We start from the raw sequence: 13261 nt of genomic DNA, 5'->3' as shown, positions 1-13261 counted from the left end.
CGTCAGCGCTTCGAGTACTGAGGCGCCTTGCGGGCCTTCTTCAGGCCGTACTTCTTGCGCTCGGTGACACGGGGGTCACGGGTGAGGAAGCCGGCCTTCTTCAGGGCCGGACGGTCCTCGGGCTCGATCTCGATGAGCGCGCGGGCGATGGCCAGGCGCAGCGCGCCGGCCTGGCCGCTGACGCCGCCGCCGTGCAGGATGCCGACGACGTCGTACTGCTCGTTCTTCTCCAGGATCACGAACGGCTCACGGATGAGCTGCTGGTGCACCTTGTTGGGGAAGTACTGCTCGATGGTGCGGCCGTTGAGCTTGAACTCGCCGGTGCCCGGGAGGAGACGCACCCGGACGATGGCCTCCTTGCGGCGGCCGACGGTCTGGATGGGACGCCCGTCGGCGTCGGTCACGGTCAGTGCGCTGGTCACTGGGCCACCTGCTTGATCTCGTAGGTCTGGGGCTGCTGGGCGGCGTGCGGGTGCTCGGGCCCGGCGTAGACCTTGAGCTTGGAGAGCATCTGCCGGCCCAGCGTGTTGTGCGGCAGCATCCCCTTGATGGCGCGCTCGACGACGCGGTCGGGACGGGTCTTCAGCTCGTCACCGACGTTGATCGTCCGGAGGCCACCCGGGTAGCCGGAGTGGCGGTAGGCGACCTTGGTGTCGCGCTTGGAGCCGGTCAGGGCCACCTTGCCCGCGTTGACGATGACGACGAAGTCGCCGGCGTCGACGTGCGGCGCGAACTGGGGCTTGTGCTTGCCGCGGAGGAGGATCGCGGTCTGGCTGGCGAGTCGACCGAGCACCACGTCGGTGGCGTCGATGACGTGCCAGGCCCGGGTGATGTCACCGGGCTTGGGGCTGTACGTGCGCACGAGGCTCACTTGTCCTGTCGTCGTCGGGCGGGTGGCTGGTGGGATCGCCTCACCGAGCACGGGAGACTCGGGCTGATCCGATGAGATCGGCGGCCCCGGACACGCGTGCACCAACCGGCATCACGCACCAACGGAGAACCATACCAGCGTCGGACCGGTCGGCTGACAGCCGCGATCAGTCGACTTCGCGGAGCCGGCCGCTCGCGACGTCGTAGACGGTGCCCCGCACCTCGGTGCTGAGCAGATAGGGCGTCTCCCGGATCCGCTGCATCGACTCCCGGACGTCTGCGTCGACGTCGGTGAAGGTGCGCGCCACCCACGGCGGCCGGTGCCCGGTGTTCCGCTCCACCAGGTCGGCGACCTCCTGGTCGGTGGCCTTGTTGAGCCCGCAGTCGGTGTGGTGCACGAGCACCACCGCGCGGGTGCCCAGGACGTGCTGGGAGATGGCCAGTGACCGCAGGGTGTCCTCGGTGACGACGCCGCCGGCGTTGCGGATGACGTGGGCGTCGCCGACGGCCAGTCCGAGCATCCCGAACAGCGGCATCCGCGAGTCCATGCAGGCGACGACGGCGACCTTGCGGTCCGGGGCCACCGGGAGGTCGCCCGGGAACTCCCCGAGCCAGGCCTCGTTCGCCGCGAGCATCTGGTCGATCTCGGTCACCTGCACCACCTCTGCGTCCGCCTCGTGTCCCGGCGAACGCTAGCGCGACCGGTCAGCGGCCCGCACCGCCGCGTTCCCGGCACCCCGCGGCGAGGCCGGTGACCTCCTCCGGGTCCAGCGCGGGCCGCCCACCGAGCCGGTCCACGGTCAGGGCCGCCGCGGCCCCCGCCTGCCAGGCCGCCGTCCCCGGGTCCGCGCCGCGCAGCAGCGCGACGGTGAGCGCCGCCACGACGCTGTCCCCGGCGCCGGTCGGGTCGACCGGGTCCGAGCCGAGCAGCGGCACCAGCTCTTCGCGCAACCGGCCGCCGGGCTCCCGCCACACCGTGAGGTCGCCGTGCTCCCCGGCCGCGAGGCAGACCACCCGCGGACCGGCCGCGCACAGCTGGTGGGCTGCACCGCGCACGTCGGCCAGCCCGTCCAGCTCGCCGTCCACCCACAGCCCGGCCTCGACCACGTCGGCCCGCAGGACCTGCACCCGGCCCAGCAGCGCGTCACGGGTCTCGTCGTCCGGCGGCGCGCCGTCCGCGACCGTCAACACGCCCCGCGGAGCCAGCGCCAGCGCGGCGCGGACGGCGTCCCCCGGCTGCTGCAGCTGCAGGAGGACGGCCGACGCCCGCGCGAACGAGGGCGCGGCCGCGTCCACGTCGGCGACGGTCAGCAGGGTGTCCGCCGGCACGTGCTCCAGCAGCCGCCGGGTGCCGTCGGACTCCACCAGGTCGACCAGGAGGGCGGTCTCGGCACCGTGGCGGCGGACCACCCCGGAGACCCCCAGGCCGTCGGCGACCGCCTGGGCCAGGACGAGGTCACCCGGCGGGTCGTCGCCGAGCACCCCGACCAGCGCGACCGGCCAGCCCAGCTGCGCCATCGCGACACCCTGGTTCGCGCCCTTGCCGCCGAGCATCTCCCGGCGGCGGCGGACGTCGGTGCTCCGGCCGCCGGGCGGCAACCGGTCGACCTCCAGCACGAGGTCCCGGCCCACCTGGCCGACGACGACGGCAGGGCCCTCCGGAACTGGCACGCTCGCTCCTCCCCCGCTCCGGTCGCACCGCACCGGCCCCCGGCCGGCCGCGACGTCGGTCACCGGACCAGCCTGCCCGCCCACCGTCCGTCTCGCGACCACGGGCCGGACCCAGCGCCGTCCCGGCCCGCGCCGCGACGCGCTGCCGGGGCATCGGTGAGGATGGGCGGCGTGCGCACCGTCGAGGAACACCAGGCAGCGGTCGCCGGGCTGCTCGCCCCGCTGCCGGTCGAGGACGTCCCGCTCGCCGCGGCCGCCGGACGGGTGCTCGCCCGGGACCTGACCGCGCGGGTGGCCCTGCCCGGCTTCGACAACTCCGCGATGGACGGCTACGCCGGGCGGCACGCCGAGGTCGGGGCGGCCACCGCGGAGGCGCCGGTGAGGCTGCCGGTCGGCGCCGACCTGCCGGCCGGGCGCACCGACGTGCCGCCGCTGCTGCCGGGCACGGTGCACCGCATCATGACCGGCGCCCCGGTGCCCGACGGCGCCGACGTGATCGTCCCCGTCGAGCGCACCGATGCCGGCACCGACGTCGTCACCATCAGCTCGTCCCCTCCGGCCGGCACCCACCTGCGGCACGCCGGGGAGGACATCCGGGCCGGCGAGCTGGCCCTGCCCGCCGGCACCGCGCTCGGCGCTGCCCAGCTGGGGCTCGCCGCCGCGGTCGGGTACGACACCGTGCCGGTGCGACGCCGCCCCCGGGTGCTGGTCCTCTCCACCGGCAGCGAGCTGGTCGAACCGGGCCGCCCGCTGCAGCCGGGCCAGATCTACGAGTCCAACTCGGTGCTGCTGGCCGCCGCCGTCACCGAGGCCGGGGGGGAGGCGCGCACGTTGCACTTCGTGCCCGACGACGTCGACCAGTTCCTCACCGCGGTGCGCGCCGAGCTGCCCGACGCCGACCTGCTGGTCACCAGCGGCGGGGTCAGCGCCGGCGCCTACGAGGTGGTCAAGGACGCGTTCGCCGGGCTGGGCACGGTCGAGTTCGGCAAGGTCGCCATGCAGCCGGGTGGGCCGCAGGGCGCCGGCACCGTCGACGGCGTCCCGGTGATCACGCTGCCCGGCAACCCGGTGAGCTCCTTCGTCTCCTTCGAGGTGTTCGTCCGGCCGGCACTCCGCCGTGCGCTCGGCCACACCTCCCCCGACCGGCTGCGCACGAGCGCCCGACTCACCGCCCCGCTGCGCTCCCCCGCCGGCCGCCGGCAGTTCCTGCGCGGGCGGTTCGACGGCGAGGTCGTCGACCAGGTCGGCGGGCCCGGCTCCCACCTGGTCGCCCACCTGGCCCGCGCCAACTGCCTGGTCGTCGTCCCCGAGGACGTCACCGACCTGCCCGAGGGCGCCCGAGTCACCGTCGTCCTGATCGAAGGAGCACTCCAGTGACCACCTCACCCGAGGGCACACCCGCCGACCACCCGGCACGACTCACCCACGTCGACGAGACAGGCGCCGCCCGGATGGTCGACGTCACCGCCAAGGCGGTCACCGCACGCGTGGCCACCGCCGCCGGCCGGGTGCTGGTCAGCCCGGAGGTGGTCGCGCTGCTGCGCGGCACCGGGGTGCCCAAGGGCGACGCGATCGCGGTGGCCCGGATCGCCGGGATCGCCGGGGCCAAGCGCACGCCCGACCTCATCCCGCTCTGCCACCCGATCGCGCTGCACGGCGTGACCGTCGACCTCGAGGTCGCCGACGACGCCGTGGAGATCACCGCCACCGCCCGCACGGCCGACCGCACCGGCGTGGAGATGGAGGCGCTCACCTCGGTCGCGGTCGCCGGGCTCACCGTCATCGACATGGTGAAGGCCGTCGACCCGCGCGCCTGCATCACCGACGTCCGGCTGCTCGCCAAGTCCGGCGGCAAGAAGGGCGACTGGACCCGATGAGCTCCGACCTGCCGGCCGACGCCCGGGCCGTCGTGCTCACCGCCTCGAACCGTGCCTCGGCCGGGGTCTACGAGGACCGCTCCGGGCAGGCGCTCGCCGACGCGCTGCGCGGCCTCGGCTTCACCGTGGAGGGCCCGCACGTGCGCCCGGACGACGTCGCGGCGCTCACCGAGGTGCTGCGGGAGGCGGTGGCCGGCGGGGCCGACGTGGTCCTCACCACCGGCGGCACCGGGCTCTCGCCCACCGACGTCACACCCGAGGCGACCCGCGCGGTGCTGGAGCGCGAGGCCCCCGGCATCGCCGAGGCGGTGCGCCGGTACGGCGAGGGCAAGGTGCCCACGTCGGTGCTGTCCCGCGGGGTCGCCGGCACCGCCGGGCGCACCCTGATCGTCAACCTGCCCGGCTCCACCGGCGGCGTCCGGGACGGTCTCGCCGTGCTGGGCCCGCTGCTGCCGCACGTGGTCAGCCAGCTCCGCGGTGGCGACCACTGAGGAAGGGCGCTACTCCAGCACCAGGCGCTCGGGGTGGGTGTACACGTTGCAGCCGTCGCCGCGGAGGAAGCCGATCAGCGTGATGCCCACTTCCTGGGCCAGCTCCACGGCGAGTGAGCTGGGCGCCGACACCGCGGCCAGCACGGGCACCGCGGCCATCGCCGCCTTCTGGGTGAGCTCGAAGGACGAGCGGCCACTCACCATCAGCACGTGCCCGGCCAGTGGCACCCGACCCTCGCGCACCGCGTCGCCGACCACCTTGTCCACCGCGTTGTGCCGGCCGACGTCCTCGCGCAGCGCGACCATCTCGCCCTCGGCGGTGAACAGCCCGGCGGCGTGCAGCCCCCCGGTCTTGTCGAACACCTGCTGGGCGGCGCGCAGCCGGTCCGGCAACGCCAGCAGCGTCGCCAGGGTCAGCCGGGTGTCGTCGGCGGCCACGTCGTAGGCGGTCTTCGTCCGGATCGCGTCGATGCTGGCCTTGCCGCAGACACCGCAGGAGCTGGTCGTGTAGAAGTTCCGGTCCAGTGCGGTGTCCGGGGCCTCGACGCCGGGCGCCAGGTCGACGTCGACGACGTTGTAGGTGTTGCGGCCCTCGTCGTCGACGGAGTTGCAGTACCGCAGCCCGGCGATGTCGGCCGCCGACGCGATCACGCCCTCGGTGGTCAAAAAGCCGTGCACGAGGTCGAAGTCGTCGCCGGGGGTCCGCATCGTCACCGCGAGCGGGGTGCCGCCCAGCCGGATCTCCAGCGGCTCCTCGGAGGCGACCGTGTCCGGCCGTCGGGTGTGCACGGCGCCTCGGATGCGCAGCACCGGGGTGCGGCTGGTGACTCGTCCCACGCCGATGACGGTACTCACCGCCCACGCCCTACCGTTCCGGCCATGACCTCGCTCCCGCCCTTCGCGGCCGTCGTGCTGGCCGGCGGCCGGGCAGCCCGGCTCGGCGGACAGCCCAAGCCGCAGCTGGACGTCGGTGGCCGCACCATGCTCGCCGCCGTCCTGGACGCCGTACGGGACGCCGACCCGGTCGTCGTGGTCGGACCGCCCCAGCCCGTCCCCGAGGGCGTCGTGCTCGTCCGAGAGGTCCCGGCGGGTGGCGGCCCGGTTCCCGCGCTCGCCGCCGGGCTCGCCGCGGTCGGGGCGGCCGAGGTGGTCGCCGTCCTCGCCGCCGACCTGCCCTTCCTCACCCGCGACCTGGTCACCGCCCTGCGCCAGCAGCTGGCCGAGGACGGCGTGCTGGTGGTCGACGACACCGGCCGGGACCAGCTGCTGCTCGGCGTCTGGCGGACCGCGGCCCTGCGCGACGCCCTCCGGGACCCCCGCCCGCACACCCCGCTGCGGGCGGTGCTGTCGCAGCTGTCGGTGGGCCGCCACCGGCCGGCGGCGTCGCCCGACCGCCCGGCGCCGTGGACCGACTGTGACACCCCGGCCGACCTGGCCCGCGCCCGCGCCGCACCCACCAGCGCGTGAGCCGTTCGCCACGGAGCCGGCCCGCGTGAGAGCGACCGGCCCCGGGTAGGGCCGCACCATGCGCGTCGTCACAGCAGGAGCCCACGGGAAGATCGCCCGCCGCCTCGGCCGGTTGCTGAGCCAGCGGGGGGACACCGCCGTCGGCATCATCCGGAACCCCGACCACTGTGCCGACCTGGAGGCCGACGGCGTCGAGCCGGTGGTGCTGGACCTGGAGCAGGCCTCGGTGGAGGAGCTGGCCGCCGTCGTCTCCGGTGCCGACGCCGTGGTCTTCGCCGCCGGCGGTGGCCCGGACAGCGGCATCGAGCGCAAGGACTCGGTCGACCGCGGTGCAGCCGTGCTGCTGGCCGACGCGGCCGTCGCCGCCGGCGTCCGCCCCTACCTGCTGATCTCCTCGATCGGCGTCGAGCTGGTGGCCGGCGACGCACCCCCGGAGGACATGGACGAGGTCTTCGTGGCCTACCTGCGGGCCAAGCTGGCCGCCGAGGAGCACGTGCTGTCCCGCGAGGGCCTGTCCCCCATGGTGATCCGCCCGGGCAGCCTGACCGACGATCCGGGCACCGGCCGGGTCCGCCTGGAGCACACCACCGACCGCGGCGAGGTGCCCCGCGACGACGTCGCCGCCGTCCTGGTGGCCCTGCTCGACGACCCGAAGGACGGCACCGTGGTCGAGCTCCTCACCGGTGACACGCCGATCCCCGAGGCCGTGAGCGCCCTCCCCTGACGGCCGGCCGTCGGCCCGCTCCGGCGCCGCTGGCGGCCGTCAGCTCCGCTTCGCCCGGGTGACCTGCGCGCGGGCCGCGAGGTCGGCGTCGTCCGGGTAGTCGACCCGCAGCAACGTCAGGCCACCGGCCGGGGCGACGGGCACGTCACCGGCCCGCTCGCTCCGGCTGAGCAGGGACGCCGGCCACTCCGGCGGCCGGCGCCCCTCACCCACGGCGCCGAGGGCACCGACGAGGCTGCGCACCATCGAGTGGCAGAAGGCGTCGGCCGACGCATGGACCTGCACCAGGTCCCCGTCCCGCTGGACGTCCAGGGCGAGCAGGGTGCGGATCGTCGTCGCCCCCTCGCGCCGACGGCAGAAGGCGGCGAAGTCCTGCCGCCCGAGCAGCAGCCGAGCCGCGACCTGCATCGCCTCGGCGTCGACCCGGCGCGACCAACCGACGGTGTCGGCACGGCGCAGCGGGGGCGGCCCGGCGTCGGCATCGGTCAGCCGGTACACGTAGTGCCGGGCCAACGCGGAGAAGCGCGCGTCGAAGTCGGCCGTGACCGCCTCCGCTGAGGTCACGGCGATGTCCGGCGCCAGGACGCCCCGTAACCGCCGCAGCAGCCGGTCCTGGTGTGCGGCGAAGAGATCCCCCGGCAGGTCGGCGTGGGCCACCTGACCGGTGGCGTGCACGCCGGCGTCCGTGCGGCCGGCCACGGTGAGGTCCACGTCCGCCCGCAGCACCGTGGCCAGGGCCAGCTCCAGCTCCCCCTGGACGGTGCGCAGGCCCGGCTGGCGGGCCCAGCCGTGCAGTGCGGTCCCGTCGTAGGAGATGCCCAGCCGGACGCGGACGAGCCCGCCACCGAGAACGGTGGCGGGCTCGTCAGCGTGCACGTCCTGCATGGGGTGGACCGTCGGAGACGGTCTCAACTCACTTCGGGTCGGTGGCCGGCTCGCCACCGGGGGCCTGAGCGCCCGCGGTCGCCGCGTCGGTGATCTCGGCGGCCTCCACCTCGGCGGCGGCCGCAGCGGCCACGTCGGGGCTGAGCGTCGGGTCGTCGACGACGGCGAGGTTCTCCGCCGTCGGCTCCGGGGTGACGTCGCCGTCGTCCTGGCGCTCACCGTCGGGCACGAAGACGTCGGTGACGACCTCCTCGGCCTCGGCGGACTCGTCGGTGTCCGTGGCGACCGCGTCTGCGGTCACCTCACCGGCGGCTGCCGATGCGCCGGCGCCGGCGGCGAACTGCGTGCCGCGGGCACGCTCGGCCTCGCCGACGGCCTGCTGCGCCACCGTCTGGCCCTCGACCAGCTCGATGATCGCCATCGGTGCGTTGTCGCCCTTGCGGGGACTGACCTTGACGATGCGCGTGTAGCCACCGGGTCGGTCCGCGAAGCGCGGGCCGATCTCGGCGAACAGGTGGTGCACGACGTCCTTGTCACGGATCGTCGTCAGCACCTGCCGACGGGCGTGCAGGTCACCGCGCTTGGCGAAGGTGACGAGCTTCTCGGCCAGCGGCCGCAGCCGCTTGGCCTTGGCCTCGGTGGTGGTGATCCGCCCGTGCTCGAACAGCGAGGTGGCCATGTTGGCCAGCATCAGCCGCTCGTGCGCGGGGGAGCCGCCGAGACGGGGGCCCTTGGTGGGGGTGGGCATGTCGGTCCTTCCTCAGGCGGCCGGGCGGGGCGTGTGCCGGCTGCGTCGTCCACATCGCAGTGCTGCGTGCTGCTGGGCCACCGTGGGATGGCCAGTGCTCAGTGCTCGGTGCGGGGCTCGGCCGGCAGGGTCTCCCCCGCCGGCCGCGCCCCGGATCACGAACAGCCTGTCAGAGCTGCTCGGTCTCCTGGTAGGTGCCCTCGTCCAGCGTGGCCGGATCGCCGAAAGCAGCGTCGCCCTGGTAGGCGTCGGTCTCGTAGCCCTCGTCGTAGCTCTCCACCGAGGTGGGGACGAACCCGGGCGGGCTGTCCTTCAGTGCCAGGCCCATCGCGGCCAGCTTGAGCTTGACCTCGTCGATCGACTTGGCGCCGAAGTTCCGGATGTCGAGGAGGTCCGCCTCGGAGCGGGTGACGAGCTCACCGACGGTGTGCACGCCCTCGCGCTTGAGGCAGTTGTAGGACCGCACCGTGAGGTCCATGTCCTCGATGGGCATCGAGAAGTTGGCGATGTCGGCGGCCTCGGCCGGGCTGGGCCCGACCTCGATGCCCTCGGCGTCGATGTTCAGCTCGCGCAGCAGGCCGAAGAGCTCGACCAGCGTCGAACCGGCGCTGGCGATGGCGTCGCGGGGCTCCATCGACGGCTTCGTCTCGACGTCGACCACCAGGCGGTCGAAGTCGGTGCGCTGCTCGACACGGGTGGCCTCGACCGCGTAGGTCACCTTGAGCACCGGCGAGTAGATAGAGTCGACGGGGATGCGACCGATCTCCTGGCCGGGCTGCTTGTTCTGGGTGGCCGGCACGTAGCCGCGGCCCCGCTCGACGACCAGCTCGACCTCGAGCCGGCCCTTCGCGTTCAGCGTGGCGATGTGCAGGTCGGGGTTGTGCACCTCGACACCGGCCGGCGGCGCGATGTCCGCCGCCGTGACCTCACCCGGCCCCTGCTTGCGCAGGTACATGGTGACCGGCTCGTCGGAGTCGGAGCTGACCACGAGGCCCTTGAGGTTCAGGATGATCTCGGTGACGTCCTCCTTGACCCCCGGCACGGTAGTGAACTCGTGCAGGGTGCCCTCGATCCGGATGCTGGTGACAGCAGCGCCGGGGATCGAGGACAGCAGGGTGCGACGCAGCGAGTTGCCGAGGGTGTAACCGAAGCCCGGCTCGAGCGGCTCGATGACGAACCGGGAGCGCTGGGCGTCGATGGTCTCCTCGGCGAGGGTCGGACGCTGTGCGATGAGCATGGTTCTCCTTCAGGTCCTCCGGCACCCGCCATATGACGCCGTGAGGGGGTGGTGCCGGCGGGACGGACATCGGTCCGCCCGTCCCGCCGTCGTGCTGGTCCTGCGGTCGTGCTGTCCTACCGGCCGATCACTTCGAGTAGAGCTCGACGATCAGCTGTTCCTGGACCGGGGTGTCGATCACCTGGCGCGCCGGGATGTTGTGGACCAACACCTTCAGCTGCGAGGAGATGACCTCCAGCCACGGCGGCACCGGACGAGAGCCGGCCTTGGCCTGGGCGAGCTGGAACGGCACCATCTCGGCGGACTTCGCAGCCACCTCGAGGATGTCGTTGGCGCTCACCCGGTAGGACGGGATGTCGACCTTGCGACCGTTGACCTTGATGTGGCCGTGGCGCACCAGCTGGCGGGCCATGTCGCGGGACTCGGCGAAGCCGGCCCGGTAGACCACGTTGTCGAGGCGGGACTCGAGGATCTGCAGCAGGACCTCACCGGTCTTGCCCGACTTCTTGTTCGCCTCTTCGTAGTAACCGCGGAACTGCTTCTCCAGCACGCCGTAGATGCGGCGGGCCTTCTGCTTCTCACGAAGCTGGAGCAGGTACTCGCTGTCCTTGCTGCGACCCCGGCCGTGCTCGCCCGGCGGGTAAGGCCGGATCTCGATCGGGCACTTCGGGGACTCGCACTTGCTGCCCTTGAGGAACAGCTTCATCTTCTCGCGCCTGCACAAGCGGCAGTCGGCTCCGGTGTAACGGGCCACGTCAGGTACTCCTAGTTCGTCTCGTCAGTGACCGGTCAGACCCGGCGGCGCTTCTTGGGGCGGCAGCCGTTGTGCGGCTGAGGCGTCACGTCCTGGATCTGACCCACTTCGAGGCCGGTGGCCTGCAGTGAGCGGATCGCGGTCTCCCGACCGGAGCCCGGGCCCTTCACGAAGACGTCGACCTTGCGCATGCCGTGCTCCTGCGCCTTGCGTGCGGCGTTCTCCGCAGCCATCTGCGCCGCGAACGGCGTGGACTTGCGGGAGCCCTTGAACCCGACGTGCCCGGCCGAGGCCCAGCTGATCACGTTGCCCGTGGGGTCGGTGATCGACACGATCGTGTTGTTGAAGGTGCTCTTGATGTGCGCCGCGCCGTGAGCGACGTTCTTCTTCTCCTTGCGGCGCACCTTCTTGGTGCCAGCTGCCGCGCGAGCCCTGGGAGGCATCTCTCTCCGGTCTGAGTCTGTGTTCGTGGCCTGGTCGCCCACCCGGTCCTAGCCGAGGGGACGGTCGTGCTCAGGCGCACCGCCGGTCCGGCCCTACGGACCCGCGACGGTGCGCCGAGGTGCTGAGATCAGCGGGCCTTCTTCTTGCCCGCGATGGTCTTGCGCGGGCCCTTGCTCGAGCGCGCGTTCGTCTTGGTGCGCTGCCCGTGCACAGGCAGGCCGCGGCGGTGCCGCAGGCCCTGGTAGCAACCGATCTCCACCTTGCGGCGGATGTCGGCAGCCACCTCACGGCGCAGATCACCCTCGACGCGGAAGTGCTCGTCGATGTAGTCGCGCAGCTTGAGCAGGTCCTCGTCGGTCAGGTCCTTGGCCCGCAGGTCCGGGCTGACGCCCGTTGCGGCCAGGGTCGCCTTGGCCGACGTGGGCCCGATCCCGTAGATGTAGGTGAGCGCGATCTCCATCCGCTTCTCGCGGGGAAGGTCGACGCCAGCAAGTCGTGCCATTGTCAGGTACTCCCTCAGCCCTGGCGCTGCTTGTGCCGGGCGTTCTCGCAGATGACCATGACCCGGCCGTGCCGGCGGATCACCTTGCACTTGTCACAGATCTTCTTCACCGACGGCTGGACCTTCACCGGTGCCGCCCTCATTCCTGTAGATCGTGCGCCGACCCCCGGACCCACGCGTGGGACCCGGACCGGCAGCGGGTTACTTGTAGCGGTAGACGATGCGGCCGCGGGTCAGGTCGTAGGGCGAGAGCTCCACGACCACGCGGTCCTCGGGCAGGATCCGGATGTAGTGCTGCCGCATCTTGCCGCTGATGTGGGCGAGCACCCGGTGCCCGTTCTGCAGTTCGACCCGGAACATCGCGTTGGGCAGCGGCTCGACGACACGACCCTCGACCTCGATGGCCCCGTCCTTCTTTGCCACGCCTACACGGCCTCCTCGTTCGATCAGACTGCATGCGCCCATGCCTGATGACACGGGCGGTGGTGCGGGGTTCCTTGCTGGCTGCACCCGATGAGTCGGGTGCGGTCGTGCGGGCGATCTCGCTGAGGGCGTCCGGCGGCGTACGGCCACAGCACGACGACGGACGGCGCGAACGCCATCGGCCACTGTACTCCCCGCAGCACCAGGGCTCCAACCCGGGCCGTGGTGACGGTTCCCTCGTCCCCCGGGGCGTGGGCGAGCGCCCTGAGTGCCCCGGAGGGAGACCGGTCAGGAGCGGGGGGTGACCCCGAAGGGCGCGAGGCCGGCCAGGCCGCCGTCCTCCGCCGTCAGGACCCACGGTCCCTCCGGCGTGATGGCGACGCTGTGCTCGAAGTGCGCGGCGCGGGAGCCGTCCTTGGTCACGACCGTCCAGCCGTCGTCCAGCTCGACGGTGGCCGGGTCGCCGACGGTGACCATCGGCTCGATCGCGAGCGCGAGGCCGGGCACGAGCTTCGGGCCGCGACCCGCACGCCCGTAGTTCAGGACATGGGGGTCCTGGTGCATCTCGGTGCCGATGCCGTGACCGCCGTAGTGGTCGACGATCCCGTACCGGTGCTCGTGCGCGGTGATCGACTCCTCGACGGCGTGGCTGATGTCGGTCAGCCGGCCGCCGGCCACGGCCTTCGCGAGCCCGGCCCACATCGAGCGCTCGGTGACCTCCAGGAGGGCCACGTCCGCAGCGGACGGCGTGCCGACGGAGACGGTGATCGCCGAGTCGCTGTGCCAGCCCTGGAGGATGGCACCGCAGTCGATGGAGATGTTGTCGCCCTCGGCCAGCGTCCGGTCGGGGTTCGGGATCCCGTGGACCACCTCGTCGTTGATCGACGCACAGATGGTGCCGGTGAACCCGTGGTAGCCCAGGAAGTTCGGCACGGCGCCGGACGACCGGATGTGGTCCTCGGCGATCGCGTCGAGCTCACCGGTGGTCACCCCGGGGCGGACGGCAGCGCGCACGGCCTTGAGGGCCCCGGCGGTGACCAGGCCGGAGGCGCGCATGAGCTCGATCTCGTGGGCCGTCTTGATCTGGATCATGCGTCCACTCCACTTCGCGAACAGCGGCAGCCAGGACGCCCAGCCAGCTCCGCGGTCACCGTGCACCACGACCTCG

General features: G+C 72.9%; 19 protein-coding genes. 5 read left to right on the top strand and 14 right to left on the bottom strand.

Translation table 11 applies throughout. From position 1 onward, the window contains the following. Positions 1-2: 2 nt before the first annotated feature. The 4 genes from rpsI to O2W20_RS04480 all read right to left on the bottom strand — a co-directional run bounded on the left by rpsI (position 3) and on the right by O2W20_RS04480 (position 2541). Positions 3-422, bottom strand: a complete 420-nt coding sequence (rpsI, locus tag O2W20_RS04495; RefSeq protein ID WP_164699893.1) for a 30S ribosomal protein S9 — start codon at positions 420-422, stop codon at positions 3-5. Continuing rightward, a complete protein-coding gene (gene rplM / locus O2W20_RS04490) occupies positions 419-862 on the bottom strand; it encodes a 50S ribosomal protein L13 (RefSeq protein ID WP_269170531.1) in 444 nt (147 codons plus the stop codon). Before rplM ends, rpsI begins: the two co-directional genes overlap by 4 nt. Before the next feature lie 175 nt (positions 863-1037). Then, positions 1038-1523 (bottom strand): beta-class carbonic anhydrase, encoded by a 486-nt coding sequence (locus O2W20_RS04485; protein ID WP_269170530.1) that lies wholly within the window; start codon positions 1521-1523, stop codon positions 1038-1040. Positions 1524-1575: 52 nt separating this feature from the next. Next, on the bottom strand, positions 1576-2541 hold the full coding sequence (locus O2W20_RS04480; RefSeq protein WP_269170529.1) for a PfkB family carbohydrate kinase: 966 nt from the start codon (positions 2539-2541) through the stop codon (positions 1576-1578). A 171-nt stretch (positions 2542-2712) separates the two neighbouring features. Here O2W20_RS04480 and moeA point away from each other — a divergent pair, with 171 nt between their 5' ends. From moeA to O2W20_RS04465, 3 genes are read left to right on the top strand one after another with little or no spacing between them, the layout of a single operon-like run. Beyond that, positions 2713-3918, top strand: a complete 1206-nt coding sequence (gene moeA / locus O2W20_RS04475) for a molybdopterin molybdotransferase MoeA (RefSeq protein ID WP_269170528.1) — start codon at positions 2713-2715, stop codon at positions 3916-3918. After that, positions 3915-4418: a cyclic pyranopterin monophosphate synthase MoaC gene (gene moaC, locus O2W20_RS04470; RefSeq protein ID WP_269170527.1), complete on the top strand. Its 504-nt coding sequence runs from the start codon at positions 3915-3917 to the stop codon at positions 4416-4418. Before moeA ends, moaC begins: the two co-directional genes overlap by 4 nt. After that, on the top strand, positions 4415-4909 hold the full coding sequence (locus O2W20_RS04465; protein ID WP_269170526.1) for a MogA/MoaB family molybdenum cofactor biosynthesis protein: 495 nt from the start codon (positions 4415-4417) through the stop codon (positions 4907-4909). Before moaC ends, O2W20_RS04465 begins: the two co-directional genes overlap by 4 nt. Before the next feature lie 9 nt (positions 4910-4918). Here the strand turns inward: O2W20_RS04465 and fdhD are convergent, their stop codons facing one another. Continuing rightward, positions 4919-5746 carry a formate dehydrogenase accessory sulfurtransferase FdhD gene (gene fdhD, locus O2W20_RS04460; protein WP_269170524.1) on the bottom strand — a complete coding sequence of 276 codons (828 nt, stop codon included), beginning with the start codon at positions 5744-5746 and terminating at the stop codon, positions 4919-4921. Between the two features lie 42 nt (positions 5747-5788). Between fdhD and mobA the strand changes: the two genes are divergently transcribed. Together mobA and O2W20_RS04450 are read left to right on the top strand one after the other, a co-directional pair. Continuing rightward, complete coding sequence (gene mobA, locus O2W20_RS04455) at positions 5789-6376, top strand: molybdenum cofactor guanylyltransferase (RefSeq protein WP_269170523.1); 588 nt, start codon at positions 5789-5791, stop codon at positions 6374-6376. A gap of 58 nt (positions 6377-6434) precedes the next feature. Beyond that, positions 6435-7100, top strand: coding sequence for an NAD(P)H-binding protein (locus O2W20_RS04450; protein ID WP_269170522.1), 666 nt, complete (start codon positions 6435-6437; stop codon positions 7098-7100). 39 nt (positions 7101-7139) lie between these two features. Here O2W20_RS04450 and truA read toward each other — a convergent pair whose 3' ends face one another. The 9 genes from truA to map all read right to left on the bottom strand — a co-directional run bounded on the left by truA (position 7140) and on the right by map (position 13185). Further along, positions 7140-7985: a tRNA pseudouridine(38-40) synthase TruA gene (gene truA, locus O2W20_RS04445; RefSeq protein WP_269170521.1), complete on the bottom strand. Its 846-nt coding sequence runs from the start codon at positions 7983-7985 to the stop codon at positions 7140-7142. A 28-nt stretch (positions 7986-8013) separates the two neighbouring features. Beyond that, positions 8014-8733: a 50S ribosomal protein L17 gene (rplQ, locus tag O2W20_RS22670; RefSeq protein ID WP_331254098.1), complete on the bottom strand. Its 720-nt coding sequence runs from the start codon at positions 8731-8733 to the stop codon at positions 8014-8016. 169 nt (positions 8734-8902) lie between these two features. Next, on the bottom strand, positions 8903-9970 hold the full coding sequence (locus O2W20_RS04435) for a DNA-directed RNA polymerase subunit alpha (protein ID WP_269170520.1): 1068 nt from the start codon (positions 9968-9970) through the stop codon (positions 8903-8905). Between the two features lie 127 nt (positions 9971-10097). Continuing rightward, on the bottom strand, positions 10098-10724 hold the full coding sequence (gene rpsD, locus O2W20_RS04430; RefSeq protein ID WP_269159168.1) for a 30S ribosomal protein S4: 627 nt from the start codon (positions 10722-10724) through the stop codon (positions 10098-10100). Positions 10725-10759: 35 nt separating this feature from the next. Then, positions 10760-11167 (bottom strand): 30S ribosomal protein S11, encoded by a 408-nt coding sequence (gene rpsK, locus O2W20_RS04425; RefSeq protein WP_026844840.1) that lies wholly within the window; start codon positions 11165-11167, stop codon positions 10760-10762. Between the two features lie 128 nt (positions 11168-11295). Further along, positions 11296-11670, bottom strand: coding sequence for a 30S ribosomal protein S13 (gene rpsM / locus O2W20_RS04420; RefSeq protein ID WP_036334299.1), 375 nt, complete (start codon positions 11668-11670; stop codon positions 11296-11298). Between the two features lie 14 nt (positions 11671-11684). Continuing rightward, complete coding sequence (gene rpmJ, locus O2W20_RS04415) at positions 11685-11798, bottom strand: 50S ribosomal protein L36 (protein WP_014742835.1); 114 nt, start codon at positions 11796-11798, stop codon at positions 11685-11687. Positions 11799-11871: 73 nt separating this feature from the next. Continuing rightward, complete coding sequence (gene infA / locus O2W20_RS04410) at positions 11872-12093, bottom strand: translation initiation factor IF-1 (protein WP_012950459.1); 222 nt, start codon at positions 12091-12093, stop codon at positions 11872-11874. Between the two features lie 288 nt (positions 12094-12381). After that, positions 12382-13185 (bottom strand): type I methionyl aminopeptidase, encoded by an 804-nt coding sequence (gene map, locus O2W20_RS04405; RefSeq protein ID WP_269170519.1) that lies wholly within the window; start codon positions 13183-13185, stop codon positions 12382-12384. Positions 13186-13261 lie beyond the last annotated feature (76 nt).

Source organism: Modestobacter sp. VKM Ac-2982, assembly GCF_026967935.1.
Classification (GTDB): domain Bacteria; phylum Actinomycetota; class Actinomycetes; order Mycobacteriales; family Geodermatophilaceae; genus Modestobacter.
The sequence above is the reverse complement of the archived record's forward strand: the minus strand, read 5'-3'. Positions and strand labels throughout refer to the sequence as shown.

What these genes read in the sequence shown, in the direction of transcription:
- O2W20_RS04465 (WP_269170526.1), top strand. Translation starts at nt 4,415, where the DNA reads ATGAGCTCCGACCTGCCGGCCGACGCCCGGGCCGTCGTGCTCACCGCC.
- mobA (WP_269170523.1), top strand. Translation starts at nt 5,789, where the DNA reads ATGACCTCGCTCCCGCCCTTCGCGGCCGTCGTGCTGGCCGGCGGCCGG.
- O2W20_RS04450 (WP_269170522.1), top strand. Translation starts at nt 6,435, where the DNA reads ATGCGCGTCGTCACAGCAGGAGCCCACGGGAAGATCGCCCGCCGCCTC.
- truA (WP_269170521.1), bottom strand. Translation starts at nt 7,985, where the DNA reads ATGCAGGACGTGCACGCTGACGAGCCCGCCACCGTTCTCGGTGGCGGG.
- rplQ (WP_331254098.1), bottom strand. Translation starts at nt 8,733, where the DNA reads ATGCCCACCCCCACCAAGGGCCCCCGTCTCGGCGGCTCCCCCGCGCAC.
- O2W20_RS04435 (WP_269170520.1), bottom strand. Translation starts at nt 9,970, where the DNA reads ATGCTCATCGCACAGCGTCCGACCCTCGCCGAGGAGACCATCGACGCC.
- rpsK (WP_026844840.1), bottom strand. Translation starts at nt 11,167, where the DNA reads ATGCCTCCCAGGGCTCGCGCGGCAGCTGGCACCAAGAAGGTGCGCCGC.
- rpsM (WP_036334299.1), bottom strand. Translation starts at nt 11,670, where the DNA reads ATGGCACGACTTGCTGGCGTCGACCTTCCCCGCGAGAAGCGGATGGAG.
- map (WP_269170519.1), bottom strand. Translation starts at nt 13,185, where the DNA reads ATGATCCAGATCAAGACGGCCCACGAGATCGAGCTCATGCGCGCCTCC.